This is a genomic window from Silvibacterium bohemicum (assembly GCF_001006305.1).
GTDB lineage: Bacteria > Acidobacteriota > Terriglobia > Terriglobales > Acidobacteriaceae > Silvibacterium > Silvibacterium bohemicum.
In genome coordinates, this window is the sequence record NZ_LBHJ01000003.1 from 44,469 (window position 1) to 70,605 (window position 26,137).

At 60.7% G+C, this 26,137-nt stretch carries 20 protein-coding genes; 15 read left to right on the forward strand and 5 right to left on the reverse strand.

What is annotated here, in order from left to right:
• Nucleotides 1-4: 4 nt before the first annotated feature.
• Nucleotides 5-1,486, forward strand: a complete 1,482-nt coding sequence (locus tag XX99_RS05820; RefSeq protein ID WP_050058463.1) for a hypothetical protein — start codon at nt 5-7, stop codon at nt 1,484-1,486.
• Between the two features lie 89 nt (nt 1,487-1,575).
• Complete coding sequence (gene bshB1 / locus XX99_RS05825) at nt 1,576-2,322, forward strand: bacillithiol biosynthesis deacetylase BshB1 (protein WP_231581164.1); 747 nt, start codon at nt 1,576-1,578, stop codon at nt 2,320-2,322.
• Between the two features lie 18 nt (nt 2,323-2,340).
• On the opposite strand, the gene XX99_RS05830 is transcribed toward bshB1, so the two are convergent.
• Both XX99_RS05830 and XX99_RS05835 read right to left on the reverse strand, forming a co-directional pair.
• A complete protein-coding gene (locus XX99_RS05830; protein WP_050058464.1) occupies nt 2,341-4,134 on the reverse strand; it encodes a CHASE3 domain-containing protein in 1,794 nt (597 codons plus the stop codon).
• A complete protein-coding gene (locus XX99_RS05835) occupies nt 4,131-4,514 on the reverse strand; it encodes a response regulator (protein ID WP_050058465.1) in 384 nt (127 codons plus the stop codon). The genes XX99_RS05830 and XX99_RS05835 overlap by 4 nt, the downstream gene beginning before the upstream one ends.
• A gap of 394 nt (nt 4,515-4,908) precedes the next feature.
• Here XX99_RS05835 and XX99_RS05840 point away from each other — a divergent pair, with 394 nt between their 5' ends.
• From XX99_RS05840 to phoU, 7 genes are all read left to right on the forward strand, one after another.
• Nucleotides 4,909-5,607 carry a winged helix-turn-helix domain-containing protein gene (locus tag XX99_RS05840; protein ID WP_050058466.1) on the forward strand — a complete coding sequence of 233 codons (699 nt, stop codon included), beginning with the start codon at nt 4,909-4,911 and terminating at the stop codon, nt 5,605-5,607.
• A 129-nt stretch (nt 5,608-5,736) separates the two neighbouring features.
• Nucleotides 5,737-7,488, forward strand: coding sequence for a HAMP domain-containing sensor histidine kinase (locus XX99_RS05845; protein ID WP_050058467.1), 1,752 nt, complete (start codon nt 5,737-5,739; stop codon nt 7,486-7,488).
• A 128-nt stretch (nt 7,489-7,616) separates the two neighbouring features.
• Nucleotides 7,617-8,627 (forward strand): phosphate ABC transporter substrate-binding protein PstS, encoded by a 1,011-nt coding sequence (gene pstS, locus XX99_RS05850; RefSeq protein ID WP_311732217.1) that lies wholly within the window; start codon nt 7,617-7,619, stop codon nt 8,625-8,627.
• Nucleotides 8,628-8,910: 283 nt separating this feature from the next.
• Nucleotides 8,911-9,945 carry a phosphate ABC transporter permease subunit PstC gene (pstC, locus tag XX99_RS05855; protein WP_050059296.1) on the forward strand — a complete coding sequence of 345 codons (1,035 nt, stop codon included), beginning with the start codon at nt 8,911-8,913 and terminating at the stop codon, nt 9,943-9,945.
• A gap of 13 nt (nt 9,946-9,958) precedes the next feature.
• The gene (pstA, locus tag XX99_RS05860; RefSeq protein WP_156185820.1) at nt 9,959-10,831 is read left to right on the forward strand and encodes a phosphate ABC transporter permease PstA; all 873 of its coding nucleotides are present in this window, start codon (nt 9,959-9,961) and stop codon (nt 10,829-10,831) included.
• A complete protein-coding gene (pstB, locus tag XX99_RS05865; RefSeq protein WP_050058469.1) occupies nt 10,832-11,590 on the forward strand; it encodes a phosphate ABC transporter ATP-binding protein PstB in 759 nt (252 codons plus the stop codon). It begins immediately after the preceding gene.
• A complete protein-coding gene (phoU, locus tag XX99_RS05870; protein WP_050058470.1) occupies nt 11,590-12,267 on the forward strand; it encodes a phosphate signaling complex protein PhoU in 678 nt (225 codons plus the stop codon). Before pstB ends, phoU begins: the two co-directional genes overlap by 1 nt.
• A 95-nt stretch (nt 12,268-12,362) precedes the next feature.
• On the opposite strand, the gene XX99_RS05875 is transcribed toward phoU, so the two are convergent.
• The 3 genes from XX99_RS05875 to XX99_RS05885 form a co-directional block, all read right to left on the reverse strand.
• Complete coding sequence (locus tag XX99_RS05875; protein WP_050059297.1) at nt 12,363-12,830, reverse strand: ferritin-like domain-containing protein; 468 nt, start codon at nt 12,828-12,830, stop codon at nt 12,363-12,365.
• Nucleotides 12,831-12,938: 108 nt separating this feature from the next.
• Nucleotides 12,939-16,484, reverse strand: a complete 3,546-nt coding sequence (locus XX99_RS05880) for a UvrD-helicase domain-containing protein (protein ID WP_050058471.1) — start codon at nt 16,482-16,484, stop codon at nt 12,939-12,941.
• Nucleotides 16,477-19,218, reverse strand: coding sequence for a PD-(D/E)XK nuclease family protein (locus XX99_RS05885; RefSeq protein ID WP_050058472.1), 2,742 nt, complete (start codon nt 19,216-19,218; stop codon nt 16,477-16,479). The genes XX99_RS05880 and XX99_RS05885 overlap by 8 nt, the downstream gene beginning before the upstream one ends.
• Nucleotides 19,219-19,356: 138 nt before the next feature.
• Between XX99_RS05885 and XX99_RS05890 the strand changes: the two genes are divergently transcribed.
• The 6 genes from XX99_RS05890 (at nt 19,357) to XX99_RS05915 (ending at nt 26,063) form a co-directional block, all read left to right on the forward strand.
• A complete protein-coding gene (locus XX99_RS05890) occupies nt 19,357-20,148 on the forward strand; it encodes an SCO family protein (protein WP_231581165.1) in 792 nt (263 codons plus the stop codon).
• Nucleotides 20,149-20,171: 23 nt separating this feature from the next.
• A complete protein-coding gene (locus XX99_RS05895; RefSeq protein ID WP_050058474.1) occupies nt 20,172-20,666 on the forward strand; it encodes a gluconokinase in 495 nt (164 codons plus the stop codon).
• A 96-nt stretch (nt 20,667-20,762) separates the two neighbouring features.
• The gene (locus XX99_RS05900; RefSeq protein ID WP_050058475.1) at nt 20,763-21,137 is read left to right on the forward strand and encodes a hypothetical protein; all 375 of its coding nucleotides are present in this window, start codon (nt 20,763-20,765) and stop codon (nt 21,135-21,137) included.
• Between the two features lie 26 nt (nt 21,138-21,163).
• Nucleotides 21,164-23,059 carry an ABC transporter ATP-binding protein gene (locus tag XX99_RS05905; RefSeq protein ID WP_050058476.1) on the forward strand — a complete coding sequence of 632 codons (1,896 nt, stop codon included), beginning with the start codon at nt 21,164-21,166 and terminating at the stop codon, nt 23,057-23,059.
• A gap of 207 nt (nt 23,060-23,266) precedes the next feature.
• On the forward strand, nt 23,267-25,000 hold the full coding sequence (locus XX99_RS05910) for a VWA domain-containing protein (RefSeq protein WP_050058477.1): 1,734 nt from the start codon (nt 23,267-23,269) through the stop codon (nt 24,998-25,000).
• Between the two features lie 322 nt (nt 25,001-25,322).
• Nucleotides 25,323-26,063, forward strand: coding sequence for a hypothetical protein (locus tag XX99_RS05915; RefSeq protein WP_050058478.1), 741 nt, complete (start codon nt 25,323-25,325; stop codon nt 26,061-26,063).
• Nucleotides 26,064-26,137: the final 74 nt, after the last annotated feature.

Sequence of the window (26,137 nt, forward strand, 5' to 3'; positions counted from 1 at the left end):
AGCAATGTTTTGCGCAGCATCCTTAATCATCTCCTGCGGTCAGAACCAATTCTTTGCCGGGCGTAACCTGCCTCCCAGCGGCCTGCTCAACCGGGTGCTCATTGCTGAGCAGAATCCCAGCATCGCCAGCAAGGGCGCACTGCCCTTCGTGGATGCCTTCTACGATATCCGCCATAGCTTCAACAATCTGATTCCGGCATTTTCGATCAGCGGATTTTCGGGGGCTTTGCCGCTGACCATCCAGAACATGCCTGAAGAACAAACGGGCGCGGTGTATGGCGCGGGCGACGGCAGCTACACGCTGGTGAACTACGCGACGGAGAAGACCGGCTCTCCGGTCGCGATTCCCGGGGGACTCTCGACCAGCGTCTTCATCGATCGCGCGCGAGACTTCGTTTACGCCGCCAACGATCAGACTCACTTTGTGTCGGTGGTTAACATCGCCGGCGGCAGGTCGGCGCTCTTGTACCTGCCGAACGCCTATACGGTGTCTGTGAATCCGGGCGGCTCGGTCGCGCTGGTCTTTGTGCAGAATTCGACGCAGGCGGCCGGCACTTCGTCCTGCATCGTGGCTAATCCGACGGACAATCCTGGCGAAGATCCCAGCGGAACTCCTCCGGTTCCGTGCGGAGCTCCCAATGGCCAATTCAGTGTCTTCAGCGTGGTCCATTTGACCGCAGCGCAGAGCACCGCAGCCATCAATAACCCTTACTACCTGGGCGCGCAGGATTGCGAACCGCAGAATCTGCCCCAGTTCTGCCTCTTCCCGGTGAGCACCGGCGCTTCGGCGAGCTTCGATCATCCCGTGAAGGCGCTCTTCTCGCCGGATGGTTCGACGGCATACATACTCAATTGCGGACCCGAGTGCGGCGGCACGACTGCCAGCGTAACCACCATTCCGCTCCTCCCCGCAGCACTGAATACCGGTGTCACTGGCGGCAGCGGCATTGCGCTGGTAGCGCAAAGCAACATTGCGATTCCGGGCGGGGTGACCAACGGCAACTTCAGTGGCAACACCCTGTATCTTGCCGGGCAGCAGCTGCAGAGCGATGGCCTCTTCGCGGGAAACCTGAGTGTTTTGAACACCGAGAATGGCCAGCTCACCGGGACTTACTCGATCAGCGACGGTGCCCATAACAAGATGGTCTTCGCCGACGAGAATACTTTGTGGATCGGCTCCGCGCAGTGCCAGCTGGGCGAGCGCTACAAGCAGGTGCAGGCGGGTGCAAACATTGCTTACGGCTGTCTCACCATGTTCAACACGTCGACCAACTCTGTGTTGCTCGATTCCTATAAGGGAGACGCGACCGGCATTGCCGCGATCACCGGCCTGGATAAGGTCTATACGGCCGAAGGCGGGCAGGTCTACATCTACAACACCGCCGACGGCTCGGAGCGCAGCAACGCCAACGTTTCGGTGAGCGGTACGGCCGCGGATGTGGCTTATATGGACGGCGCAAGCGACAGCGACAACACGACCTACTGAGTCTTCTCAGTAACGGCAATTCCCGGGCGCGATCGTTTACTGCGGTCGCGCCTTTTCTCTGCACCTTACTTCTGCACAAGGAACAGACGGTGACCACAAAGATTACCGAGCCGCCGACCGCCGATATCAATATTCATATTCTGGCCATCGCCGCTCATCGCGACGATGTGGAGCAGACCTGCGGCGGCACGCTGCTCAAGATGAAATCGATGGGGATTCGGACTGCGATCCTTGATCTTACCCGGGGAGAAGCGGGAACCCGCGGGAGCGCTGCCGACCGCGAAGCCGAAGCCAAGCGGGCGGCGGAGATTCTCGGCGTGAGCTGGCGCGGCGCGCTGGATATTCCGGACGGCCGTGTGGAGAACACCTACGACAACCGTCTTAAGATCGTCGAAGTGCTGCGGCGGGTGCGGCCGCGCGTCGTGATCCTACCGTATTGGGCGGGGCGCCATCCCGACCACTACAACTCAGCGACGCTAGGTTACGAGGCTTGTTTTCTTAGCGGTCTGGCCAAGCTGGAGACGGGGACTGCGCCGCATCGGCCGTTTAAAATCCTGTACGCCAGTTTGTATGCCGACGTCCGGCCGAGCTTTGTAGTCGATATCTCGGCGCATATCGAGGATCGCCACAAATCCCTGATGGCGTACACATCGCAATATAAAGATCAGCAGACGGGGAGCGGTCTCTTCGTTCCAGAGGAAGAGATTCGCGAGCGAACCTTCTCGGTCGCCCGGCATTACGGATTACTGGCCGGGGTTCGCTATGCCGAACCGTTCGTGCAAAAGGAAATCGGACTGGTCGAGGACCTGACTCTGCTTCCTGTGCAGTCGATGTAGCTGGTCTCGCGCCTTGCTTTAGTCCAGATGAGCCGTCGAGCGGCGAGCGGCGTTGGCCAGGGTCTGATTGGGCAGATAGACGCGGACGTGAGCACCGGTGAGGGCGTCGCCGGGAGTTCCGTTGTCGATCTGAATCATGCCTCCGTGCTTCTGCACGATGCCCATGCTGACCCAGAGTCCCAGCCCAGTGCCTTGCTCGCCCTTGGTGGTATAGAAGGGCTGGAAGAGGTTGTGCGCGATGTCGTCCGGCACTCCGGGGCCGCTATCTGCAACTTCCACCATCGCGCCCGCCGGACGCAGTTCCTCGGACGGGGATTGCTCCGTGCGGATGCGGATGCGTCCGCCATTGCCCGCCGCTTCGAGGGCATTCACGATCAGGTTGGTAAAGACCTGGCGAAGCTCCGCGGGGAAGCCCTGAACGATGAGCGGCGCGGTGAAGTCCCGCTCCACCTCGATCTTCTGCAGTGCCAGTCGACGGTCCAGAAGCAGCAGTACGCCATCGATCAGCTCTTTGAGATCGACCAGAATCGGGGCCTTCGGCTCGCGATAGAGGCTGAGCATGGTGCGGCTGATCTGCATGGTGCGACCCAGCTCCTGCTGGGCGAGCTGCAGGTGTTCGGCGCGCATCGCGGGGTCGGTATCGCCGGCCAGGAGAAAGAGCAGGTTGGCGACTGAATCCAGCGGATTGTGAATCTCGTGGGCGATGCTGGCAGCGAGCCGGCCGGCGACGGCCAGCTTCTCTCCGGCGACCAGCGCGGCCTGGGTCTTCTTCTGCTCCGTGACGTCGCGGAAGACCAGAACGATGCCGGTCATCTCGCCTTCCGGATTGCGGATGGGCGCGGCGCTGTCGTCGATGATGTATTCCTTGCCCTGGCGCGAGATCAGCGCGGTGTGGTTGGCCAGTCCGATCACATGATTCAGACGGCGCACCTTGTCGACGGGGTTTTCGGCGATCTCCCGCGTTTCCTCATGGACGATGTAGAAGACATCCTGCAGCAGCTGGCCCATGGCCTCGGCGCTGGTCCAGCCGGTTAGGGTCTGGGCGATGACGTTCATGAACTGCACGCGCCCGCTGACGTCGCAGGCGATCACCGCGTCGCCTATGGATTCGAGCGTCGTGAGATAGCGCTGCCGGCTGATGTAGAGCTCGTCGGATCGCTGGTGCAGCTCCTGCAAAGCATTGTTATAGGTTCGCGACACCAGGTGCAGGCGATTGCGGGTGAAGAGTCCCAGGAAGAGGCCGATCACCAGCGACGCGCTGACGATGGTGACGAACTCCTGCCGCTCCACGGCGAAGATGGCAGCCAGGCGGATGCGCCGGGCACGTTTCTCGGCATCCAGCATCTCGGAGCTGGTGGCGCGAACCGCGTCCATCAGGCCCTTGCCGCGCTCATCGGAGGCGGCGTCGATCAGGGAGTTCTTCGGCTTGGCGAGGGTGCTCTCGGCAAAGGCAAGCCATATCTGATAGCGATCTCTCAGCACTTCCAGCCTCTGATGTTGCTTGGGGCGCTTGGGAAGCAGGGAATCGAGTGCGGTGAATTCCTGCGGAAGCACTTTGGACGCTTGATGATACGGGTCGAGCATCACCGGATTGCCGGTCAGCTGGTAACCGCGCAGGCCGGTCTCCTGATCGATGATTTCCTTCAGGATTTCGGTGATCTGGTTGTTGATCTGGTCGCTCAGGTCGAGCGCGCGAAAGGCATTTGAAGACTGACGGAGCTGCCAGAGAACAAAGCAACCGAGGATGAGAACCAGGAGGACCGGAAAGAACAGCGTCTGGCGAAGGATGTGCCTGAATTCAGCCAGATTCACCGTCCCTTCCCCTCATATCCTGGTGAAGCGAGCAATTCCTGAACCTTTTCCATCAATATCCCCGGGCCGTCGCCTTTCATCAGGATAGAGTCTACCGACCGAACGACATCGGTGGGAAGGTCGATATATGCAGAAAGAAGGACGATGGGGACGTTGGCCCGGGCGCGGCGCATCTGGACGGCAACTTCGCCCCCGTTCATTCCCGGCATGAAGTAATCGAGGATCACCGCATCGACGGCATATTTTTCGAAGAGATTGAGGCCGCTTTCGCCGTCGGCTGCCGTCAGGACCTGATAACCTGCGCGCTCCAGGACGACCTTTCGGATCTGCAGGCCCAGTACTTCGTCGTCGATGCAGAGGATTAACGAATTGGTGGCCAAGCCGGACTCACGACTCCCGGAGTTTGCGACGCGTAAAAAAGGGGCGCGAATCGGACGGGACGAAGCGAGTATAGCAATTGCCGCCGTAAAAGTCTGTAGGCATGAGGGTTTTGCCTTGCTGGGCTTTCCGTTTATGCGCACTTTCGGCAGGAATTGTTGATGACGGCGCATGTGACGGAGAAAAGCGGGGAGATGGATAGGCGATTACGTTGATCGAGTTCATGCGAGCCGCGTCAATGGACAAATGAATCTCATGCATTTTCTCTGCACGAGCCGATAATTTTCGAATTAACAATCCTTTTGCATTCTCTTTGCCCTTTTGCGCTAGCCTTGTAGGCGGACAGGGTGCAGCTACTGTCACGACTGCGCTCCAGATCCCCTGAGGAAGAACCGGTTGAGCCAAACAGTATTTGTTCTTGAAGACGATTCCGACATTTCCCGTCTTATCCAGCACCATCTCGAAGTCGCCGGTTTTGGCGTGAAGGTTTTCGGCACTCCCGCGAACCTGGTTCCCGACGCCGAGCGCCAGCCACCCGCTCTTTTTCTGCTCGACATCATGGTGCCGGGAGGCGACGGCCTGGATGTTTGCCGCCGTCTGCGCAGCCATCCGGCGCTGGCTACCATTCCAATCATCTTTCTGACCGCCCGGGCCGGCGAGAACGAGCGCGTTCTGGGTCTGGAGCTGGGCGCGGACGATTACATCACCAAGCCTTTCGCGACTCGCGAGCTGCTGGCGCGGGTGAAGGCGGTTCTGCGCCGCTTCGAGCGGCCGACCACGCCGTCGCTTATCAGCTTCGAGGATGTGGTCATCGATGCCAGCGCGATGCAACTCAAGGTGCGCGGCGAGTTGACCACCACCACGGCTACTGAATTCAGGCTGCTGGATTATCTGGCCCGGCATCCGGGGCGCGTCTTCAGCCGCGACCATCTGCTGGACGCGGTGTGGGGCGATGCTCGCTTCGTGACGCCGCGATCGGTGGATGTCTACGTCCGCCGCATCCGTGAGAAGATCGAGGTGGATCCGGAGAACCCCCGCTATCTGAAGACGGTGCGAGGCGCGGGTTACCGGTTTGAGGTTCCTAAGCAGGCTTAGTTATAGCTGCCAGTCTTCAGTGGCCAGTTGTTAGTTTTCAGTTGCCAGAGGCCGAGGTTGCAGGTTCGACCGATGCCTATGACTGATGACTGGGAACTGAAAACTGGGAACTGAAAACTGTCCCTTCCTATGACCGGCCGCGTATTCACCAAACTCCTTCTCGCCTTTGTTCTCGTGCTGTCTATCAGTGCGGCGATCCTTGATTTCACCTTGCGTGGAATCGTCGAGCACTCGCTGCGCGCCGAGGCGGCGCAGTCTCTGGTGGGCAAGGCGCGGCTGCTGGCCAGCGAGGCCCGGCTGGGCGATTCGGCCCAGCTACACCAGGCGGCCGATCGCGGAGCCTTTGACGCCGGCGCGCAGGTCACCTTTTATTCTCGCGACGGAGCGGTGCTGGCCAGCTCTTCTCCGGCCGATTCGCTCAATACCATTCCTGACGAGGTGCGGGCGGCGTTGGCCGATCCTCGCGATGCGAGGCAGTCGGAGCGGGACGGCATGCTCTATGTCGCCGTCGCCGGGAACGGCCTGGTGGTTCGGCTAGCCTATCCGCTGACCAGCATTCGCGACACGATGCACGTGCTTCGCCGCGACCTGCTGCTGGCATCGCTTCTGGCCACGGGACTGGCTACGCTACTGGCGGCGTTCTTCGCCCATCGCGCGGCGCAGCGCCTGGGGCGCATCGTGACATTTGCGGGAAGAATATCGGCAGGCGACTTCAAGGCGCGCATCGAAGAGGGCAACCTCGACGAGATATCCGAGGTCGCTCACGCTCTGGACTCGACGGCGGCGCGTCTCGAGGCCAGTTTTCATGCCCAGGAGACGAAGCAGCGCGAGCTGGCCGCGCTGCTGGACAGCATGCAGGAGGGTGTCATCGCCGTCGATGCCGGCGGCCGCATCAGCTGGTCGAATGCCGTGATGCAGCGCATCGCCCCGGGAGCGGTTCGCCAGGGACAGGCGCTGGTTCACGCGGTGCGCGATCCTGAGGTACTGGCCTGTGTGCAGGCGGCGCTTGAGAATCGGGAGCTGCGCAGCGGCAAAGCGACTTCGGTGGTTCCGGCACGAATTTTTGAAGTCAATGCCGCGCCCACTCCGGGCGGCGGCGCCGTGGCTGTTCTGCACGATGTGACGGAGATCGAGCGCGCCGAGAAGACGCGGCGGGATTTTGTCGCCAACGTCTCGCACGAGCTGCGCACGCCGCTAACCTCCATCTCCGGCTATGTGGAGACGCTGCTCGAAGATACGATGGAGCTGCCTACGCATGCACGGGAGTTCATGGCCATCATCCTGCGCAATGCGTCGCGCATGAACCGGCTCACCGAGGACCTGCTGGCGCTGGCCAGCGTCGAATCCGGCGATTACAAGGTGAAGCCGCGTCCAGTGACAGCGGCGGCCCTGATGCAGGACGCCATAGACTCGCTCACCGGCATGGTGCTCGATTCCGATGTGACCCTGGAGGCCGGACACACGACCAACGCGGTGGTGCTGGCCGACGAGGACGCTCTGACGCAGGTCTTCGGCAATCTTATTGAAAATGCGATGAAGTACGGCAAGGGCGGAAAGTCGGTGGTGGTCGGCGCACGGGAGGTTGAGGGTTTCGTGGAGTTTTCGGTGCAGGACTTTGGGCCGGGCATCGGCTCGGAACATCTCAGCCGCATCTTCGAGCGCTTCTATCGCGTAGACAAGGCGCGCTCGCGCGACTCGGGTGGGACGGGATTGGGATTGGCCATCGCCAAACATATCGTGCTGGCGCACGGTGGAGGCATCCGGGTGGAAAGTGAGTTGGGCTCCGGAGCGACCTTTCTCTTTACGCTGCCTGTGGTTAACTCTTCTCCAGTTGTTCAGCCGGCGCACGACGCGGGAAAGGCCGCTCCCGCAACAGCGTAGCTAAGTGATTGCATCCAATAGTTTTACGGTGGTATGACAAAAGCGTTTGTTATCCTTTTCATCCCCCAGTTAAATAACTGTAACAATTCAACCGCAGAATCCAGGCATATCCCACGAGGTGGAGTTTCTTGAAAAATAAAGCGATCTTTCTGACTGCAGCTCTCTTCGCCTGCACGGCGTTGCCCAGCATGGCGCAGAAGCTCAACGGAGCGGGAGCCTCTTTCCCCTATCCCATCTACTCCAAATGGTTCAGCGAATACAGCGCGGCGCACTCTGGCGTGCAGATCAACTATCAGTCCATCGGCTCCGGCGGCGGTATCCGGCAGGTGACGGCGGGCGTTGCTGATTTCGGCGCGAGCGACGGTCCCATGACCGATCAGCAGCTTTCGGAGTCGAAGGTCAAGATCATCCACATCCCGACGGTGCTTGGCGCTGTGGTTCCGATCTACAATCTGCCCGGCGTCAGTGCCGAGCTGAAGTTCTCGCCCGACGTGCTGGCGGATATCTATCTGGGCAAAATCTCCACCTGGAACGATGGCCGCATCGCGAAGGACAATCCCGGCGTCAATCTGCCCAGCTCGACCATCAACGTCGTGCATCGTTCGGATGGCAGCGGCACCACCTATATCTTTACCGACTACCTCTCGAAGGTCAGCAACGACTGGAAGAACGGTCCGGGAAAGAACACAGCAGTGAGCTGGCCCAAGGGCATCGGCGCCAAGGGCAATGAAGCGGTTGCGGGAATGGTTCGCCAGCTGCCGGGCACTATCGGCTACGTCGAGCTGATCTATGCGCTGCAGAATAAGATTCCCTTCGGCTACGTCAAGAATGCGGCCGGGGCCTGGGTCAAGGGCAGCATCGCGGGCGTGACCGAGGCTGCTGCGTCGGTCAAGTCCATGCCTTCGGACTACCGCGTCTCGATCACCAATGCGCCGGGGAAGAATGCCTATCCCATCTCCAGCTTTACCTGGCTGCTGATTCCGAACCCGTCACCGGACCAGGCCAAGGGGAAGGTCATCAAGGATTTCCTGAACTGGATGCTGGACCATGGCGAGTCGGAAGTGGAAGCCCTGTATTACGCTCCGCTGCCGGATTCGGTCATCGCCAAGGTGAAGGCGACGGTCGCTCAGCTTAAGTAGCTCGGGTTGCAAACGAAAAGGAGCGCATGCGTGCGCTCCTTTTTAATTTTCAGGCCATGGCTGTCTGAGCGTGCGGCCGCGTGCATCTCAGCCGTACCGGCTCCGATGAAAGCCGGCGCCAGGGCGTTCCCTTAGGGAACCGAGTCCTAACCAACAAGAAATTTGTGGAAAAGCAATCGGATATTATCCATCCTTGAGCCTTATCTTTCAACGGTTTTAACCGTCCTTTCATTATTCGCCATTAGGGTAGAAGCTGGTGAATTTCAAGATTCAGGACGTTCGAGTGCCAGCACCCTCTGATGCACCTTTACATGCGTCCCCAGACGCGCTATCCGTAGCGCTACCCGCCGGCTCCGGCGAGCCATCGGCGATCCGCAAGTTTCTGCTCGGCCGCGGCAGCTCGGCAATGGCGGACAAGGGATTCGGATGGCTGATGTTGCTGTGCGCCTTCAGCATCTTCGGGATTGTGGCGCTGATCGCCACCGAGCTGATCCTGCGCTCTCAGATGACCATCTCGAAATTCGGCCTCAAGTTCTTCTTCGACAGCGCGTGGGATCCAGTTAACGGCAATTTCGGAGCCCTGCCTTTTGTCTACGGTACGCTGATGTCTTCACTGGTGGCGCTGGTCATCGCTGTGCCGCTGGCGGTGGGCGTTTCGATCTTCATCACCGAGATGTGCCCCGGCTTTCTGCGCGGGCCGTTGTCGTTTCTTACCGAGCTGCTGGCGGCGATTCCGAGCGTGGTTTACGGGCTTTGGGCGGTCTTCATCCTGGTTCCACTGCTCCGCGAGCATGTCGATCCCATCCTCATGCGTGTGCTGGGCTGGTCGGGCCTGTTTGTGGCGCCGGATTTCGGGGTTCACATGCTGTCTGCAGGCGTGATTCTCTCCATCATGATCCTGCCCATCATCTCTTCGCTGACGCGCGAGGTAATGACCTCTGTGCCGCACTCGCAGCGCGAAGCCGTGCTGGCATTGGGCGCGACGCGCTGGGAGATGATCCGGATGGGCGTACTGCGCAATGCGCGTATCGGCATCGTGGGTTCGATCATCCTCGGCCTGGGGCGTGCGCTGGGAGAGACCATCGCCGTGACCATGGTGATCGGCAACAATCCGCAGATCGTGAAGAATCTGCTGGCGCCGGGCTACAGCATGGCCAGCGTAATCGCCAACGAGTTCAGCGAGGCCTCCGATGATATGTACCGGAGCGCGCTGATTGAGATTGGGCTGGCGCTCTTCATCGTGACCATCATCGTCAACGCGCTCGCCCGCATTCTGGTGTGGGCGGTGACGCGCGGCGCACCGGCGCGTGTGGCCTAACAGGATAATGAGCATGACTCAAACAAAATTCAGTGCAGCGAATCGTTTCCGCCGGACCGTCGTGAATCATCTGGCGAGCGGGCTGGCGGTGCTGAGCACGATTCTGGTGGTGGCGCCGCTGATCGCCATCTTCATCTACCTTCTTTACAAGGGTGCGAGCTCGCTGAACCTGGCCTTCTTTACCCAGGCGCCGAAGCCGGTGGGCGAGAGCGGCGGCGGCATGGCCAACGCCATTCTGGGCTCCGGCATCTTGCTGATCATCGGAAGCCTGCTGGGCGTGCCGATCGGAATTGCCGCGGGCATCTTCCTTGCCGAATACGGCCGCGGAAGCAAGCTCGCGAATATCGTCCGCTTCACCGCGGATGTGCTGAACGGCGTGCCCTCCATCGTGATGGGCATTGCCATCTACTCGCTGATCGTGCTGCCGCAGAAGCATTTTTCGGCGCTCTCCGGCGGCATCGCGCTGGGCATCATGATGATTCCGACTATCACCCGCACCACCGAAGAGATGCTCCTGATGGTGCCGCACGCGGTACGCGAAGCAGCGCTGGGGCTGGGCGTGCCTACGTGGCGCGCGGTGCTGTCGATTACGCTGCGCACCGCATCGCCCGGAGTCATTACCGGGTGCATGCTGGCCTTCGCGCGCGTGGCCGGCGAGACGGCGCCGCTGCTGTTTACCGCCTTCGGCAATAACTTCTGGAGCGCGAATCTGAATGAACCGATCGCCGCGCTTCCGCTGCAAATCTATGTGTACGCGCTTTCCCCCTACGACGAATGGCATCGGCTGGCTTGGGCAGGATCGCTGGTACTGATCGTGCTCATCGTGGTTTCGGTTTCGCTGGTGCGCTACGTTACAACACGCGGTGTTTTGAAAGGGGCAAGCTAAGTGGGTGTCGGAATTCAGGTAACGAATCTGAACGCGTGGTATGGCACAAACCATACCCTGCTGGACATCAACCTTCATATCCCCGCGAACCAGGCCACGGCGCTGATTGGCCCGTCGGGCTGCGGCAAGTCGACCTTCGTCCGCTGCCTGAACCGGATGCACGAGACCAACCCCATCGCCAAGGTGTCGGGCTCGGTGCAGATCGGGGAAGTGGATATCTACGCCGATGCTTCGCCGGTCGAAATCCGCCGTCGCATCGGCATGGTCTTTCAGCGGCCGAATCCCTTTCCTACCATGTCCATTTACGACAACGTGGCGTCGGGCCTGCGCCTGAATGGCTTTCGCAACCGGCGCGTGCTGGACGAGACGGTGGAACGCTCGCTGAAGCATGCGGCGTTGTGGGATGAGGTCAAAAACGATCTGAAGAAGAAATCCGGAGCCAGCCTTTCCGGCGGCCAGCAGCAGCGCCTCTGCATTGCGCGCGCGCTGGCGGTCGATCCCGAGGTTTTGCTGATGGACGAACCGGCGTCGGCGCTCGATCCGGTGTCGACGGCAAAGATCGAGGATCTGATTTTCCAGCTGAAGTCGCAGTACACGATCGTCATCGTGACCCACAACATGCAGCAGGCTGCTCGCGTCGCGGAGCGCACCGGCTTCTTTTTGAACGGAAAACTTGTCGAGTTTGATTCAACTCACAAGATATTCACAAACCCCGGCGACAAGCGGACGGAAGATTACATCACGGGCAGGTTTGGATGATGAGGCTTCGTTTTCAGCGCAGTCTGGATGATCTAAAAGAAAAGCTTCTGGTGATGGCCGGCATGGCAGAGCAGTCGATTCAGCGTGCCGTCGAGGCCTATCGCACGCGCGACCTCTCCATCTGCGATCTAGTGGATCATGGAGAGCTGGCCATCAACCGCTTCGAGCGGGAGATCGACCAGATGGCGTTGGACCTGCTTGCCATGGAGCAGCCGATGGCCATCGATCTGCGCTTTATCCTGGCGGTCATCAAGATCAACGCCGACCTGGAGCGCGTGGGCGATGCAGCTACCAGCATCAGCGATCGAGTACGCGATCTACAGGCGTTTCCAGTCGCAGATTTACCAGTGGACACGCCGAAGATGGCGTCACTCGCTGCTGCCATGGTTCGCAAAGCGTTGCAGTCCTTCATCGAAGCCGACGCCAGCATTGCGGAATCTGTTCTCTCCATGGACGACAGCGTCGACAAGCTGAACGACACGGCTTACTTCACATTGCTGAATGTGATGAAGACCCAGCCTCATCTCGCGCCGCAGGCGTTGAACGCCATCATGATCTCGAGAAACTTGGAGCGCGTCGCCGACCACGCGACCAACGTCGCGGAAGACGTAATCTTCTGGGTACGAGGAGCGGATGTCCGCCACCACATGCTGGCCAATGAGAACAAAGGCGCGTAGGGACGAGATTGTTCGTCCCTATACGCTGTAAGATTTGCCTGGACTGGAAATGGCGTGGCTGTTCTTCGCCAACGCTTCCCGCAATTCATCTTGCCCTAGTCGGCGATGCCGGGATTCGGTGGATCGATGCCCAGGGCTGTTGCCAGGGCGATGAGATGATCCTGCTCCTGCACCAGGATATTGCGCAGGCTTTCCGCAATCGCGAACTCGTTCAATTCATCGGCCTGCTTGACGCGGCGGCGATAGTTGCGGATGGTCTCCTTCTCGTTATCGAGGTCGAACTGCAGCATCTCCTCGGCCTTCTCCGATGTCTTCACCGGTTTGGGCACAACCGACGGCATGCCGCCGAGATAATCGATGTGGTTCGCAATCTGCAGCGCGTGGTCCAGCTCTTCCTTCGCATGAACCGCCAGTTCATCTGCGATGTTCATGTAAGCGGCGCCCTTGAGCACCTGCGAATAATTCACATAGGCGATGATGGCTTGATATTCGCGTGAGAGATCTTCGTTCAGGGCGTCGATGAGTGTTTCACGCGTAATTTTTTCGGGGGCAGTCTTGCTCATGTCTTCTCCAACCTTTGCCAATTCGGTTCTCCCTTAATGGTGCATTGGCTAGGATGCGGAAAAGCGATCCTGCGGCAATGGAGAAGAAACTTTTCACGGTCTTCCGGATCAGTCTTCCGCCCACCAATCTAGCCGGGGGATGCGAGGATAATACAGGCCGAAGCGGAAGCGGAGGTGGTTGCCGCGTATCGCGCGCAGGGCACCGGCATAACGGGCGAGCTGCGGCGCGTATTGCTCGCGCTGGTGGGTGAGGAAATCCGCAACTGGTTTTCCTGAAGGATCGCTGTGCTTGTAGTCGACGATCCAGGTGAAGCCGGAGCCGTCGCTCAGAGGCTCCGCGCCGGCGTTGAAGACGCGGTCGGCTCGCAGGGTCTGCAGCGCGCCCTCAAAGTATCCAGTCCACGACGCTTCCGATTCGGCGTCTGCACGCTGGCGGAGAATCCAGCTGCCATGCGGATCGCGCAGAGAATTCTCTACTGCGGCGACCGCCTCTTGTACGGCTTCCTGCAGCGCTTTTCCGGAGAATGCTGCTGCCCGCAATAACAGATGGGCTCGCTGTCGCAGCGAGGCAGATCCTGCGCCTCCGCTTGCTGCGTCGAGGAGGGCATGCACGGTGCTGCCGATGATTCGCGCGCGACGTGTGCCCTCCGGCCGAGCGAATTCCGCTGCTGCTAGGGGATCTGGTCTATTCGTGCCGGTTACGGTTACATTTTTGAGATCAGGACGAGTATCTGCGATGTTTTTCAGACGTCTCAGCTTGAGTGCAGGCGTACTTTGGGCTGCTGCGGCCAGCTCCAAGCCTGCCTCTGTGGCGACGGGTTCAGGAAAAGGAAGCAGATTCTCGGTGGCGGCCTGTGCAGCTTGCATGGCTGCTGCGAATTCCTGCTGTACAGCCGGCCATGCCGCGCATAGCAGGCTTTTGCGATCTCCGGGCTGCAGTCCGGACGCTGTCATGGTCGCTGTGCCCAGCAGGTGAAGCTCGCGGCGCGCGCGTGTGCAGGCCACGTAGAGCAGGCGTTTGCGCTCTTCATCGACGCGCAGGTCGCGCTGTCTCTGCACCCAGGCGTAGGTCGGATGCTTCTCGCCGCCCTTCGATCCGATCGGAGCGACGAGCATCTCGTCGTTACCGTCGGGATCGGTTTGTTCGAGCGACACGATGAGTGATTGTCGATCGGACGCCGGCTTGCGATCGAGGCCGGGCACGACAACCACATCGAAGCCAAGGCCCTTGGCCTTGTGGATGGTCATCAATTGCACGCCGGCGCGCTCGCTTACCGTGGGATCGGGCTGTGCGAAGAGGCGCGCCAGCTCGGACTCGAAGTCCTCAGTGAGACAGGCGAGGCCGTCCGGAGCGATAGCATCGAGCATGCGGAAGTAAACGTGCGCGTTCTCGTATCCCGCCGCATCCACGCACTCCGGACCGCCCAGGCTGCGCCAGGTGCGCTCGATCCACTGCGAGAAGGATGCGGCATGCAATCCAACGAAGCGTGAAGCCATGGCCTGCTTGAGGATCTCGACGACGCGTGAAGCGCGCCGGCGCGGCTCGGTCTCCAGCAAAGGCAGATGCCGCTCGATGAGATCGAGCATCGGTATGCGCTTCTGGTCGCGATCATCGCGGCCAGTGAGAAGATGCAGGTCGGCGAGTCTAAGTCCGCACCACGGCGCGCGCAGGACCGAGAGCCATGCAATGCGATCCATGGGATGCAGCAGGGCGCGGGTGAGCGAGAGCAGGTCCAGTAGCTCCTGGCGTTCGGCAAGAGTCTCCAGTTCAACGGCGCGGAAGGGAATCGCGCGTTCGCGCAGCAGCCGTACGATCTCCGCGAGGTGTTGCCGCGCACGTACGAGCACGGCTACGCGATATTCCTCGCCATTCTCCTCGGCTCGTTCGATTGCCGGCAGATGACGTTCGATGATGTCGAGAATCTGCTGCGCTTCCTGCTGGTGCGCATGCTGCTTTTCTTCAGGTGTGGGCCTGCGGTCCGCTGCACCGATGATCTGCGGGTGAATATGCACCGCATCGCCTTGCATGGCGAGCTCGGCGGCGAAGGATGGCGAGAAGGGAACAGCAACGGTGCTGCCTTCGCTGCGCTCGCCGAAGACCGCGGCGAAGATATCGTTCCAGCGCTCGGTGAGGCCGGCGTGCGAGCGAAAGTTCGTCGACAGCTGCAGCGGCTCGCAGGCGACGCAGTGATCCTCGGAGAGAAGGCCTTCGCTCTCGACGCGATAGAAGAGCTCGACCTCGGCCTGACGGAACATATAGATCGACTGCATGGGATCGCCGACCAGAAAACAAGTGCGGTCGTCGCCCTCATCCCAGGCGCGCACCAGCCGCCGGACGAGTTCATGCTGGCTGCGCGACGTATCCTGAAACTCGTCGATGAGCAGATGGCGGATGTTGCCGCTGAGCGCGAGCAGGCGGTCGGGACCTGCCTCTTCATCGGAGAGGACAGCGCGCGCCGCGATGCCGAGCTCAGTGAAGTCGACGGCGTTCTGCTCGGCGAAGATGACACGCAGCTCGGCGACGGCGTGGCGCAGCGCGGTGAAGAGATGGCGCAGCGTTCGCCACTGGTCTTCGTCATAGCGTGGCTTGGGCAAACCGCGGATGGCGCGCAATGCCGCGAGCAGATCGGGCATTTGCGCAAAACGCGAGAGCAGCGAAGTCATCGCATCCTTGGCGCGCTTGCTCTCTGAACCGGCGCTGCCCGGAGGGAAGCCTTCGGTGACCTGCACCCGCTTGCGCCATTCGCCCTCCAGCGTCAGGAGGAAGTCTGACAAGCAGCGCCAGTGCTCGACGGGCAGCGCATCCGGCGAAGGCAAGGACTTCACGCCGGCGAGCAACGCGACCTTGGCGTTTCCGTTGGCGCAGGCGTAGTTGGCAAGCTCGAGCAACTGCTGCGCCAGCAGGGGCTCGGCCATCAACAGCTCGTGCGCGTCGCTGAGAGTGGATTTGACCGCGCGGCGAAAGGGCGCTTCGAGATGCGAGCGCGTCAGATCCCAATCGGCTTCGTCATCGCGGAAGTTGGCCAGAGGAAAAGCGCGCACCCACTGGTCGCGCTGGGCCAGCATTCCGGAGAGCAGCGCTTCGCAGTCAGGCAGATTGTTGTCGCGCAACTCCAGCAGATGGATCAGCGATTCGTTCAACGCCGCGTTGCCGCCGCCCAGCCTTCCCAGCGTCTGTCGTGCGGCTTGCGCGTAGAGCGCGGTTCCACGTTCGGTCGGGTTGAGCTGGCCGCCGAGGCGCGAGAGACGCGGCTGGGCGTGAGCGATGCGCAGGCAGAGCGAATCGATGGTCTCGATGTTGAGGCGATGCGGCTGCTCGAGCAGACGCCATCCGCGGCGTTCTGAGTTCGCGAGGGCTGCGCGGGCGAGCGTCAAGCGCTCGTCTTCGGCGGATACGAGGCTCTCGTTGCTCGAATGCGCCGCCTTTTCGAGATGATGCAGCACGCGCGAGCGCATCTCGGCGGTGGCTGCGCGGGTGAAGGTGATGGCAAGAATCTCTTCGGGCTCGTCGACAGCCGCAAGCAGCTTGAGCAGCCGTCGCGTGAGCAGATCGGTTTTACCCGAACCAGCCGGCGCGCGCACGACGAAAGAGGTTTCGAGCGCGAGCGCCCGGGCGCGTTCGGCGAGGTCTTGTATGAGAGGAGTCTCAGACATCGTTGGACTCCGTATCGTTTTCGAGGACGGCAGGACGTTCGGCGACGCGGCACAATCCGGGAAGCGGGCAATGTTTGCAGGTCTCGCGACCGTCTTTGGGATCGACTGCGGCGTGACCTTCGAGAAATTCCTGCGCGAGATTAAGAAGCGCCTCCGTCCAGCTGTCGCGGTCGGCGTCGGAGTAGGGATATTTCACCAGCGACGATGTTGCTTTCGCATCAGCGAAGAGCTGCGTCTTCGCATCCTGCACCTTGCCGATGAAACAGGTCTCACCGGCGCGGAGGCGCGCGAAGAGAAGTCCGCGCACATCGTCGACATTGCCGAAGGCCGCATATAACGGAAGCTGCGGCTGGCTGGGTCGCGGCGGGTTCCAATCGGCGGTGCTCACCTCAAGGCCGGTTTTGTAATCGATGAGCAGCCGCGCGTACTCCGATACTTCATCGATGCGGTCGGCGCGCAGGCGCAGCTTCAATCCGCCCACGCTTACGTCTTTCAGCTGCTCTTCGCACGCGATCACGGTGAAGGGAACGCGCGCGGCCTCGATCTCCAGCCATTCTTCGATGCGTCTGCATAGCGTTCGGCGCTCGCTCTTCAGGTAGGCCTGCATCCACGGGTCGTCTTCGGGAAAGCGAATTTCTTTGGCGAAGACTTCGGCGATTACATCTTCGACGATGCCATGCAGGCGGTTCTCACGTTTGGCGGCGAGAAGATCGTCGAGCTTGTGCAGCTGTCCCGATTCCGGCGACCAGATTCCTTCCAAGACTTTGTGCAGCAGCTCGCCGCGCTCTGCGGCGCTGAGTCCCCAATCGCTGCTGTTCAGCGGTGCGGCGGCTAATCGTTTGGTGGCGAATGCGCGGAAGGGGCACGCGGCCTGGTGGGCAAGCACCTCGGAACCGCCGGCACTCTGCTCCTGCGGCCAGGGAATGACCCCGGAGGCATCGGCGATCTCTTCTATCTCCGCGGACGCGTGCTCCTGGGATGGAAGTGACAGCTCCGCTCGCCAGTCAGAGGTGCTTTCCCACTCGAGTTCAGGAGTAACGACACCGATCAGCGGCGAGGGGCGCAGCTCTCCGTCTTTATTGCGCGCGGCGTGGCTGATGACCACGACAGGCGCGCTGGCTGCGAGGCTGGCGGTGACGGCGCGCGACAGCTCGAAGTCGGCCTCGGGGGTGGCGTGCGGCATCTTCGTCTTTTGCTGCACGTCATAGGGAAGCAAGGCATGCATGCGGCCGCGCAACGGCCAGCTCTGATCGTCCGCGCCGAGAAACCAGAGCGCGTCGAAGCGCTGACCGGAGGCCTCGAGGGCTCCCATGATCTGCACCGGAGCACCCTGCGACTCGACGGCGAAGAGGGTCTCTTCGGCATGCGAGGTGAGGATATGTAGGAAATCGGAAAACGAGATCAGCCGACCGTCGAAGTCGAGCAGGGCGACATCTTCGAGCGCGCGCTCCCACTTAGCCATGGCTTGAAACTGCGCAGTATCGGCGCGGCGGCCGCCGGGCCATCCGGCCTCTTTCAGAACGCTCTGGGCGAGATCGACCCATCGGCTGGGCTCGCGTCTTTCATTCTGGAAATCGTTGGCGTCGACGATTTTTTCTATCTGTAACAGATGCTCGTACAAATCGCTCAACATCGGCCAGCGCGCTGGATGAAGCTGCTGACGCAAGCTGGCCAGGGAGATCTCCATCGAGAGCGAGCGAGCTTCGCGCAGCGCGGCATCGAAACGCGCCGCGGCCAGAGTTTCGGCGCTGGAGCGGGTGAGGAAGCCGGAGAGCAGGAGCCACGATATCTCTTCTTCGCGCAGCGGTGCCGCGATCCAGCGCAGCAGCAGCAGCGCTGCTTTCATCACCGGGACGTCAGCGAGCGGTTGCCCTAGCGAAAATTCGAAGGGCATCCTCGCCGTGGAAGCGGAGATGTCGTCGGTCTCCGGCATCAGCACGCGGCGGAAGATGCGCTCCATCTCTCCGCGCACTGCGGCGGCATCGGGAGCGACAATGCCGATGCGCATGTTTTCCCCGTTCTCGAGAAGCTGCCGCGTCCACCAGGCGCAGACGGCGATCTCGTCGCGAAGATCGTCGGCGCGCAGCAGGCGCATCGGCGAATTGTTCTGCGATTGAATCGTCGTCAAGACCGCTCCCCGACCTCGCAATGCGCCGACCAGTGTCTCCTGGGCAGGTGTCAGGCGGTCGAAGCCGAGAAGCAGGATGTTTTCGGGGATGAGGAGCGATTCATCTGCTTTTGCTCCAAGCGCGGAGGCGATCTTGTCTTCGAGGCGGCTGTTGCTCATCCAACCTTGCCGCTGGCATTCACGGTCGAAGGCGTTTGCCCACTGCTGGAAGCGCTCGGCGTCGGTCTGGTCCCACGAACGGTTGCGCTCCGCGTGCGCTTCGTAGCCGCAGAGCAGGGCGTAAGCGCCGGCCGCGAGTTTGGCCATCCCGCGCGGCGAAACCAGCAGGTTGGCGTCGTCGCGCTGCATGCGCAGCCAGATCTGTTGTTCCTGCAGGTCGGTAAGCAGCAGCGGAGCGTCTTCTTCGAGCAGGCTCGCATTCTGCCACAGGCGGCGAACCCAGCTGTCCCAGTCTTCAATAGGAGGTGTGGCCCAGGCCTGGCGGTCATTGGCGCGCATGTGCAGCGCGTACTCCTGTCGGAGCCAGCGGGCGGCGCGCGGGTTGGCGGTCAGAATCAGCGCTCCGCTGCGAAGGGCGCTCTCGATTTCAGCAGACAGGCGGCTCATGGGGGCGATATGCCAAGTGTAAACTGAGGAGTGAAACGCGCTCCGGTTCTGCTGTTCCTACTCTGCCTCTTGGGAAGTGCCGCCGATGTCACTGGCTGCCGCAAGAGCGCGCCCGCTAAAACTGAATCCAGCAGCAGCTTGAAGCAATACAAGGTTCGCGGGGTGATCGTTTCCACCGACGCGGCCAAGGGGCAGGTGACGGTCGATTCCGAGGCTATTCCGGGCTTCATGGATGCGATGATCATGCCCTACGCGCTCAAGCAGCCGAACATCCTCACTGAGCTGCACCCGGGCGACACCGTCACGGCTACGCTGCTGGTGTCTGGCGATGGCAGCCAACTCGATGAGATCGATGTCCTTGCGCAGGCCAAGGCCGACTACAAGCCGCCGGTGGAGTATCGCCCGCTCAATCCGGGTGACCCGGTGCCTGATTTCAAGCTGCTGAACCAGAGCGGCAAGGTGATCCGCATCAGCCAATTCCATGGCAAGGTCCTGCTCATGACGTTTATCTACACGCGCTGTCCGCTGTCCGATTTTTGCCCGCGCATGAGCCGGAACTTCGCCAAGCTGGACAAGATGCTGGAGGCCGATCCTGTTCTCTACAGCAAGACCCACCTGCTGAGCGTGAGCTTCGATCCGAAGTACGATACTCCGGCGGTGCTGCGCAGCTATGGCGGAGCCTACACCGGCAACTTCACCAATGAGACCTTTCACCACTGGGATTTTGCGGCTCCTCCGCAGGCGGAGCTGGATAAGATGCTGAACTTCTTTCTGGTGGGAGTGACGCCGGAAAACGATAAGACGCTTACCCATTCGCTTTCTACCGTCGCCATCACGCCGGATGGGAAAATCTACAAGTGGTATCCCACCAATGACTGGACGCCAGAGGAACTCTTCGCCGACGTGAAACAATTGGTGGCGGCCAGGTAAATCCGCGCAAGGAACTTCAAGGCATGATCGCAATACTAATGGGGGTCACGGCTTCGGGGAAGACTACGATTGCCCTGGAGCTGAAGAAGCTTACCGGATGGGAATACGCTGAGGGCGACGACTACCACAGCGAGGCCAACCGCGCGAAGATGCACGCGGGCATTCCGCTGACCGATGAAGATCGCGCGCCGTGGCTGGCCAGCCTGCATGAGGTGCTGGAGGGATGGCACAAGGCAGGAAAGAGCGGCGTCCTCACCTGCTCGGCGTTAAAGCAGGCGTACCGGGATGCCTTGGTAGGCGGTTTGCTTCCAGATGTGTGGCGCTTTGTGCTGTTGCAGGTGCCTGTGGAGGAGTTGAAGCGGCGGCTGGAGCATCGGGCCGGGCATTACATGAATCCCAACCTGCTGCAGAGCCAGATTCAGACGCTGGAGGAGCCGCGGGATGCGATCCGGGTGGATGCGACCGGCGAGCCGCAGGAGATTGCGGAGAGAGTTTTGCAGCAGCTTCAAGGAGTCTGATTATCGCCGGGGGAAATGCAGGTCCTTCGGCTAGCGGTACTCGCTCGGGATGACAATCGATTTTTATTTACTTCGTGGTTGAAAGGTTTCGTTAGCATGGCAAAACTTACCATCATGTTTGGCGTGGTTCTTATTCTTTTGGGTCTGCTGGGCTTTGTTGCCACCGGGCATCATGCGCCCACTTCGCTGATTCCGGCGATTGTCGGTGTCATCCTGGCTGCTCTTGGAGCACTGGCGAATACGGAGGACGCGAAGAAGCGCATGCTCTATATGCACATCGCCGTCACACTCGGCCTGCTTGGATTTCTGGGCACGGCCAAGAGCATTGTGGATTACATTCAGATGCTGAACGGGCGGCAGTTCCCGCACCCCATCGCCGTCGAGGAAAAGGCGGCGATGGCGGGAGTGCTGCTGGTATTTGTCGTGCTCTGCGTGCGCTCGTTTATCGCTGCGCGCCGCGCGCGAGCGTAAGTCGAATCGGATATTAGGGAGCCAGCATGCGGGCAGGATCGATGGGAAATCCGGTGGCGGGCAAAGCAGAGCGATCGGGCTCCGGTCGCGGTGCTATCCGCGCAGCAGCTGGCGACCAGCCCAAGCGCAAGACGGAGCTGCGCAAGGTGATGCCGGAGATCTGGCGGCTGGTAAGCCCGCGCCGCGGGCTGCTGGTCTTCGGGCTGGTGCTGGTAGCCATCAATCGCATCTCCGGACTGATCCTGCCGCTGTCGACGAAGTATCTGATCGACGGCGTGCTCAGTCCGCGCAATCCCCATGCCGGAAAGCTGCTGCCGCTGGTGGGGGTGGTCTTCGCCGCCACGGCGATTCAGGCAGCGACATCCTTCTCGCTTACGCAGCTGATGTCCAAGGCTGCGCAGCGCATGATCGCCGACCTGCGCAAGCAGGTGCAGCAGCACATCGGCCGGCTGTCGGTGAGTTTTTACGACAGCAACCGCACCGGCGTGCTGGTCTCGCGCATCATGAATGACGTCGAGGGCGTCCGCAACCTGATCGGCACGGGCCTGGTGGAGTTTGTCGGCGGCATGCTCACCGCGGTCATCGTTTTCTGCTATCTGGTGTACAACTACGCACGGATGACGCTGATCGTCTTCGTGGTGATCCTGGCCTTTGTGCTGGTGCTGCAGAAGGCGCTCAAGGTGATCCGTCCTATTTTCCGGGAGCGCAACAAGATCAGCGCGGAGGTCTCAGGGCGGCTCACCGAATCGCTGGGCGGCGTCCGCGTGATCAAGGGCTATCACGCCGAGGAGCGCGAGGCATCGGTCTTCGGCGTGGGCGTGCAGCGGCTGCTGGACAACGTGATGCGCTCGCTTACGGCGACCAGCGCACTGTCCTTCGCGGCGACCACGGTGCTCGGCGTGGTCGGCGGCATGGTGATGCTAATCGGCGGGCACAGCGTGCTCAATCATCACATGACGGTCGGCGGATACTTTCAGTTCACCGCGCTGCTGGCGTTCATGATCGCGCCCGTCTTCCAGATCGTGAATATCGGCACCCAGCTCACCGAAGCGATGGCCGGGCTGGATCGCACCGTCGAAATCCTGAATGAGCGCGATGAGTTCAGCGATCCGGCACGCACCCACAAGCTCGGGCCCATTCGCGGCGATGTGACCTTCGACAACGTGGTCTTCGCCTATGAGCCGGATAAGCCGGTGCTGCACGGCGTCTCCTTCGAATCGAAGCCAGGAACCATGACGGCGCTGGTTGGCTCCTCGGGGTCGGGCAAGTCGACGATCATCAGTCTGGTCTGCGCCTTCCACAATCCGGATTCGGGCGCCGTGCTGATCGACGGCATCGATCTCTCCACGGTGCGGCTCGACGACTATCGCTCGCAGCTCGGCGTGGTGCTGCAGGAGTCATTCCTCTTCGACGGAAGCATTCGCGACAACGTGCTCTTCTCCTATCCCGATGCGACCGAGGAGCAGTTTCTCAATGCCTGCCGCATCGCCCGCGTCGATGAATTTGCGGAGCGCTTTCCTGACGGGTATGAAACCATCGTGGGCGAGCGCGGCGTGAAGCTTTCGGGAGGCCAGCGACAGCGGCTGTCGATTGCGCGGGCAATTCTCGCGAATCCGCGCATCCTGATCCTGGACGAAGCAACTTCGTCCCTCGATTCCGAGTCCGAGGCGATGATCCAGCAGGGGCTAGGCTTCCTGATGCAGGGGCGGACGACCTTCGTCATCGCGCACCGGCTCTCGACCATCCGCAAAGCCGATCAGATCCTGGTGGTCGAGGCGGGCAACATCGTCGAACGCGGAACGCACGACAGCCTCTACGCGCTGGGCGGCCGATACTACGACCTCTACACCCGCCAGCATGGCCTGGAGACCAACTTGTTCCTGGCACCCGGCGAGGGTGACGTTGTGGAAGAAGCCCAGTAGCATCTCGCAGAGCCACATATTCGTGAGCGGAGATGCAAGTGAATGTGTCCGCTCCTTCATCATCGGTAACCGGCGTTTCAACGCAATCCTGTTCTTTCGGATGTACGAGGCCAAATTATTTTAGATTTTTGATATTTGCACGATAGCTACTTTGCCGACCTCATCCGTCTCCGGTAGCATTCGTCTTCTGCGCTTGAGGTAAGACGCATGGTCCGTTCCGTGGCTGGATGCCTGCTCTCCCTGGCGGTATGGCCGCTACTGTGCCTAGCACAAACTTCCACGTCTGATACCGCTTTCCGGATTACTTCTCGCATCGTTTATGTAAACGTGGTGGTCCGTGACCGGCAGGGACACGTAGTCCACGGGCTTGCGCAGCGCGATTTCCGGCTGACGGAGGATGGCGCGTTACAGTCCATCGACTACTTCGATGAGCGGCGATATCCGCCAGGGGAGGAGCATGGCTCGGGCAGTGCCGGGTCTCCTGTGAGCGAGCCAGGCTTGCGACCATCCCCGACTTCGGAGTTCACCAACGTTCCTGCTGCAGGTGCGGCTTCCGACTCAGTTAGCATCATCCTCTTCGATCTCTTAAATACGGTTGCGACAGATCAGGAATCTGCGCGCAGACATCTGCTCAACTTTCTCGGGAGCCTTCCGCGTGAGCAGAAGGTTGCGCTCTTTGTCCTGACCAACCGACTGCAGATGGTGCAAAGCTTTACAGGCAGTTCAGATCGCCTGATCGAGGCTGCGCGCCACATCGACCCGCGAAACTTCGGTCTGATCAAATCGGACGGTGAGTCGATGCAGGATGTGGATATGTTTGCAGGATTCGCCAAGGCCGTCGGCGCTGGCGCGCTATTGACGCAGGTGGAACAGGCGGAGCGCGACGAGAAGGCAGGCGACGAGGCTATCCGGGCGCGAATCACGATTGCCGCTCTGAGCGAGTTGGCGCGGGCGACGAGCGGCTATCCTGGAAGAAAAAACCTGCTCTGGCTGGCGGAGAGCTTTCCTTTAGCAGCCGGTGCGCAATTGGAGCGGAGCAAAGTTGAGAGCAGGAGCAACTTGCTGGAGGCACGGGAGACGGCCAATCTGATTGCCGACGCCCAGATTGCGGTGTATCCGATTAACCTGCTGGGGCTGGATACAGGCGCTGTGGGAAGTAATGTGAGTGGGGCGTCGAGCGTATCCGCTATGGGAGCACCGCAGGGATCACTTCTGAAGCCGCAGAAGGGGGATACGTTGCGGACGCAGTTCACCGCTCGCGCCATTCTACGAGACCAGATGGAAGAACTGGCCGGCCAGACAGGCGGCGAGCCATTTACGAACACGAATGACTTCACAAGGGCGTTACAGCTAAGCATGGAGGATGGATCGAACTATTACACGCTGGTTTATCGTCCGCAGAACCAGAAGTGGGATGGGCGCTTCAGGAGAATTCACCTGGAGGTGGTGCGGAAGGGCTGTTCGCTTTCTTACCGGCGCGGGTATTTTGCCTTGGACAACACGGATTCGGCCAGCAGTGTCGAGGAGTTGAATGCGGCGCTCCAACCGGAGACGCATGAGTGGACAATGCTGCTGTTGCATTCCAAGGTGGAGATAACGGGGCGCATGGTGAGTGTAAAATCGGCCCTTGATGCAGCGAGTCTGGGGCTGAATTCCGCGGATGATGGACACCGGCGCGGGCGATTGCTGGTGCGGCTGGTAGTGTTTCCGGATAGTCAGGCTGCGGCTGACCATGCAAATCGAGTGGTCGTTTCACAGGGCTCAGCGGTCCTCGATCTGGACTTCGACGCGGCGCGGTATCAGGAAGCGCTGAGTAACGGCGTGTCATTCACGCAACAGCTGAAGCTGGTTCCGGGGCACTACCGACTGCGGCTGGGAGTTGCAGACCCGGGGAGTCATCGACTGGGCACCCTGGATATGCCCGTGGTGGTAAATCCTTAGAAAACGCATACGCATTACATCGAGACGATTGTTTCCAGTTGCTACGAGCGTTTAGAGAATCAGGTGGTCGTAGCCGGAGGAATTTGTCTAACGCGTCCAGCCTGCTGTAACACTCCTTTCACGAACTTCGGGATGCGTTGATCTCGATGGCTACATGCCGTGTTGAGATCCGCACTTTCGTAATAATTTATTTCTCCCGCGGCGCGACTTCCTGGTGCGGCCGGGGTTTCCCGCTCTAATTCGTACCCGCTCCGCAATACAGCAATTACCAGATACAAGTCGTCGGCCCTCCCCCCAAGAGCCCACTTTCGTTGGAGGAACCATGAAGCGCATTGTGCCTGCTTTGCTCGTCCTGATGTGTGCCGCGTCGGCTTATAGTCAGTCCGGCGAGCACATCATTCCAGCCGGATCTCTGATCTCTTGCACGGTCTCAGAGCCGAAACTCTCTTCAAAAACCACAGCGATCGGCGATCCGGTTCTGTGCCAGATCGGCCATTCGGAACGGTACGGACGCTCGGTTCTCCCCTACAACAGCTACCTGGTGGGACGCTTCGAGGACTATAAGGATCCAGGTCACTTCGTCGGGAAAGGCTGGATGGAGCTGCGCTTCGATCGCATGGTGATCGAGCCCGACACCACGATTCCCATCGACGCCAAGGTGGTGGCTGTACCCGGCTACAACGTCGACCGGGATGGACGGATCGTCGGAAAAGGCCACGAGACGCGCGATATCGTGACCTGGTCGATTCCAGTGCTCTGGCCGATCGACTTGATCATGCTGCCCATGCGCGGTCCCCGGCCTACATTGAAGGAAGAGACGCGACTCACGCTGAAGGTGATGGACGACCTTGCGGTTCCCACCACCGAAGCTCCGCAGCAGGAGCCGTCCGGCCTTCTGCGGCGTCAGCCGACCTCGTACACGCCTCCTCCACCGCCGGAGCCGGCGCCTAGCCCTGTCGCCATGTCCTACATTCCAGCGCCGCCGGTGTATTACTATCCGGCTCCTGCCCGGACTGTATGGATGTATCGGAACGGATACGCGTATCGCGTCACCATTCCGTAGATGAGTTTGCTGTAGTTGGTCGCAATCCAGGCTTCTTTGCGCGGCGCGGGATGCACCTCCCGCGCGTCTGAGCT

What these genes read in the sequence shown, in the direction of transcription:
- XX99_RS05885 (WP_050058472.1), bottom strand. Translation starts at nt 19,218, where the DNA reads ATGAGCCGCCTGTCTGCTGAAATCGAGAGCGCCCTTCGCAGCGGAGCG.
- XX99_RS05910 (WP_050058477.1), top strand. Translation starts at nt 23,267, where the DNA reads ATGGTCCGTTCCGTGGCTGGATGCCTGCTCTCCCTGGCGGTATGGCCG.
- XX99_RS05905 (WP_050058476.1), top strand. Translation starts at nt 21,164, where the DNA reads ATGCGGGCAGGATCGATGGGAAATCCGGTGGCGGGCAAAGCAGAGCGA.
- XX99_RS05875 (WP_050059297.1), bottom strand. Translation starts at nt 12,830, where the DNA reads ATGAGCAAGACTGCCCCCGAAAAAATTACGCGTGAAACACTCATCGAC.
- XX99_RS05880 (WP_050058471.1), bottom strand. Translation starts at nt 16,484, where the DNA reads ATGTCTGAGACTCCTCTCATACAAGACCTCGCCGAACGCGCCCGGGCG.
- XX99_RS05915 (WP_050058478.1), top strand. Translation starts at nt 25,323, where the DNA reads ATGAAGCGCATTGTGCCTGCTTTGCTCGTCCTGATGTGTGCCGCGTCG.
- pstA (WP_156185820.1), top strand. Translation starts at nt 9,959, where the DNA reads ATGACTCAAACAAAATTCAGTGCAGCGAATCGTTTCCGCCGGACCGTC.
- XX99_RS05900 (WP_050058475.1), top strand. Translation starts at nt 20,763, where the DNA reads ATGGCAAAACTTACCATCATGTTTGGCGTGGTTCTTATTCTTTTGGGT.
- phoU (WP_050058470.1), top strand. Translation starts at nt 11,590, where the DNA reads ATGAGGCTTCGTTTTCAGCGCAGTCTGGATGATCTAAAAGAAAAGCTT.
- XX99_RS05845 (WP_050058467.1), top strand. Translation starts at nt 5,737, where the DNA reads ATGACCGGCCGCGTATTCACCAAACTCCTTCTCGCCTTTGTTCTCGTG.
- XX99_RS05895 (WP_050058474.1), top strand. Translation starts at nt 20,172, where the DNA reads ATGATCGCAATACTAATGGGGGTCACGGCTTCGGGGAAGACTACGATT.
- XX99_RS05820 (WP_050058463.1), top strand. Translation starts at nt 5, where the DNA reads ATGTTTTGCGCAGCATCCTTAATCATCTCCTGCGGTCAGAACCAATTC.